General features: G+C 61.4%; 3 protein-coding genes. All 3 read right to left on the bottom strand.

Features of this window, described 5'->3' with window-relative positions:
* Positions 1–304: 304 nt before the first annotated feature.
* On the bottom strand, positions 305–1,282 hold the full coding sequence (locus KDL01_RS39980; RefSeq protein ID WP_212533938.1) for a hypothetical protein: 978 nt from the start codon (positions 1,280–1,282) through the stop codon (positions 305–307).
* Between the two features lie 158 nt (positions 1,283–1,440).
* The gene (locus tag KDL01_RS39975; RefSeq protein WP_212533937.1) at positions 1,441–1,986 is read right to left on the bottom strand and encodes a DUF8467 domain-containing protein; all 546 of its coding nucleotides are present in this window, start codon (positions 1,984–1,986) and stop codon (positions 1,441–1,443) included.
* A 333-nt stretch (positions 1,987–2,319) separates the two neighbouring features.
* Entirely contained in the window at positions 2,320–2,781 is a 462-nt protein-coding gene (locus KDL01_RS39970) for a hypothetical protein (RefSeq protein ID WP_212533936.1), read from the bottom strand.
* Positions 2,782–3,263: the final 482 nt, after the last annotated feature.

The raw sequence follows: 3,263 nt of genomic DNA, 5'->3' as shown, positions 1-3,263 counted from the left end.
CTGGAAAGCACTCCGCCACGTGACCATAAGCCCGTCGAGAATCACCGAACTCGCCAGAGCGGCCCTCGTTCTCACCCACTTCGAACACCGCATGATCAGCTGAACCTCGCTGAGATCACGTCACTGGGCTCCAACAGAGCGCGTCCAAGGCTTCGTTTACGTCGGCGAGACTAGCAGGAAACCTCGATGCGACCAGCTCATCGGTCAGCCCCAAAACCGAGCTGACATCGATCGGCACATGTCCTCCATTGAACGTGAACGTAGCATTCAGCCTCACCACCAAACACCGCGCCCTCCCCGCCCTCTAGCTCGGGCTTCGGGCGCTAAGCCATCGATGTTCGAAATCCGCGGCCGAAATCTCCGTGGCAGCCAGATCAGAACGCGATGAAATCACCTCGAACGACAGCACGGAGCCCTTATTGAGCCGACACGCATCGCCGGCCACCTGGCGAACATCAGCCGCGTCAGTGCCGCGCGGGGTCTTCACTATTTTCCGCAGCTCATGGCCTTCAGGACTGATCTCGAGCAACTCCTCCCAAACGCCGTCTGCGCGCTCCTCGTAATAGAGCACCTCCAGATACCACTTCTGTGTGGTTGCACCGTGCTTGCGTCGGAGGCGGGCGCCGAGGCTCTGCTGTCGCCAGCGGCGGCCCTCAACGCAATTCGGCTCCCGCGCCGTACACACCGGCCAATCGCATCCGAGCGCGCAAGGGCCGCCCGACTCCCATCCGCACGCCGCCACCACCCGAGTCAGCTCGGCCCGACTCATCTCATGGTCGTCAGCCAGGGCTTCAACGTATTCTGCAACAGCCGAACGCGTGACCTCCTCGTCGGCGAAAGCAGACCGCTCCCGCCCCTGCCACTGTGCCTCGCGCCCTTCGAATTCGCCGACGCGGGAAGCGCGCTCGCCATCAACGGATGTCCGATCCATCCCGCCGTCGACTGTCCGCCATAGCCCCAGCGCATTGACAAGGACACCTTCCGGGCTGGCGCCCCAAGCGGGGTCACCGGCGCCGGAAGCAGTGAGGCCCAGGAACGCGATGCGAAACTCCAGTCCGCGTGCGTCGTCCGCGGTTCCGGACTCCCACCGCGACGCCTCCAGGTAATCGCTCAGCTCGATCAGCGAAGCGTTCCGCGCCGGATCGCCGGCCAGCCGGCACGTTGCCACATCCCTCACCGAACCAGCGAGAGGAGAGCCCAGGGCCTCCAGCAACGGAACGAGCCGCACCAAACTGAAGCAACTCCGTGCGACGGCGGCCTGAAGCACACCCGTCCCGCTCATGTCAGACAACCCTCCACCCCTCGCAAAGAGTCCTCACCTCTACACTAGCCCGCGCCACCGCGATGACCTCCTCGCCCAAAACGTCGCCAACCCGGTACAAAGTACAGCGGCCGATCCCGCCACGACGTAGAACGTATGAAGCACCAACGACGAGGCCATCATCGTCGACGTTCTGGCCGCAGGATCATCTGACCACCCTTTAGCATCAATACGCCTTCCTCGGCATCCTTATAGGCGAGCTTGCCTACTCGAAACCGCCGCTCCAGCGAATGCCGGCCAAGGGTAGCGCCTGCCCATTGAAGGCTGTTGAAGGTTTCGCGGAAAAGGATCTTCCAGATATCACCGACGAACTCAACCATCGCCGCCGCACTGGAGTCGGTGAACGACGCCGCCCAACGTCCAGATGCCAAAACTCCGGGCGACACCTCCCTGCTCCTCAACCACTGCACAACCGGCCCGATTTGCGGACCCATGATCGTCCCATTGCTACGAATGTCAACAGGAAGCTCGGGGTAAATCCGAGGGCTCCAAATCGATGCACCGAAATGGCAGGCCACCACCGACTCCCGCACAGGCGGCGTCGATGGCGAGTCCCACGCCACGTGGTCGATGAACCTCACATCTGGATACCGGGCCAAGATTGCGGCCGCTATCGCCACCTCATCTTCAGGCAACAGCAACAACTGCGCTTGTCTGGTCGTCATCGTATCTATCTTATCTCAATGCCGGGTCGACAGATCTCACGGACATCCATCAATGGCCCATCTCCCCGCCTGGGCATACCGACAATGGCTTCGGTCTAGCAGATATCGGGAGCCATTCCATCAGCACCCGCATCCAAGGAATCCAGTAGAAATGCGACCACCCGGCAGCCTGACTGTCGGGACATGTGCGGCCAGCTAATCTATTGGTCACGGCCCCGGAGGCCGAGCAGGTTGCCCGTGGTCTGCTCCAAGCCGCCGACCACCGATCGGCCCCGCGGGGCCGACCGTAACCCGAGATTCGGATCTGAAGCTCATCGAAAATAGGACCAGAGGTCAGCCGATTAGAGAGATTGGCGCGCGGTCATCATAGAGGAGGTTCAAGAAGTCCACAAAGTCGAATCCGTAAAGGCCTAGATGCGGATCGTGAAATCCATAGAGGGCCATGTCTGCCCCCAGCGCAAAGAAGAGACCATACGGGGTCTGGGCTACCGGAAACAGCTCGACCCTCGCCGCGGGCTCGTACTTTGAAATGAGTAGCGCGTCACTGACGTTCCGACAAGCCATCCCGGCATCAACGACAGTCTCAATCGAAATGCTTGAATCATAAAAATGCGGATGCGAAAGCGTCATGCCCTGAAAGCGTCGCACCACCTCAACCACAGGCGTCGGGGGCGTCCGGCCGAGTCCCTCGCAAAATTCAAGAAACTCCTCAGGTACCTCACGGGAGAATTGGCGCGACCAACCCGCCGAAACGAGAGCCGAGTGCGCATCGGAACTCAGATCAGCGATCGACAATGTTCGCCTAGGCATCATTTTAGTAGACCTCCCCCTGTCGAGTGCCACCGCGCACATGGATCGGCGCGCATGAGCCGGCACATGGCTCCGCATAGTCGCTTGACGTTCGGAATATCGAAATTAACCCGACATTATCCAGCCTTGCTGCGTCATCCGCCACGGCCGCCGACAGTGCGCTACTACAGGAACGAATTTCAGCGCAGTTGTCCCGCGGCTACGCCTCCTTTTTGAGGCGGCATACTCCTGTTTTGCTGGGTGGTGGTCGGCGCGTCAAGCGCTCATTGCTTGACGGGTCGGCCGGCGCCTGGCGGCCCACCGGGTGAGGTCCCAGGGATGATCCGAGTTGGCCCGCCACCACCCTCCCAAAACCACCACCTCGAAGCGCACCATCACCTTGACCGAAATGGCCATCGCCACCCTCGAACACCACCGGCGCCGCCAGAACCGGGAAAGACCCTCGCCGGCCCTCGCTGGCACGAAAC

The sequence above is a fragment of the Actinospica durhamensis genome (genome assembly GCF_018139695.1).
In the GTDB taxonomy this organism is placed as follows: domain Bacteria; phylum Actinomycetota; class Actinomycetes; order Streptomycetales; family Catenulisporaceae; genus Actinospica; species Actinospica durhamensis.
This window is presented reverse-complemented; position numbering and strand designations above follow the sequence as displayed.

Bases quoted from the DNA above. Each gene is read 5' to 3' on its own strand.
- KDL01_RS39980 (WP_212533938.1), bottom strand. From the start codon at position 1,282: ATGAGCGGGACGGGTGTGCTTCAGGCCGCCGTCGCACGGAGTTGCTTC.
- KDL01_RS39975 (WP_212533937.1), bottom strand. From the start codon at position 1,986: ATGACGACCAGACAAGCGCAGTTGTTGCTGTTGCCTGAAGATGAGGTG.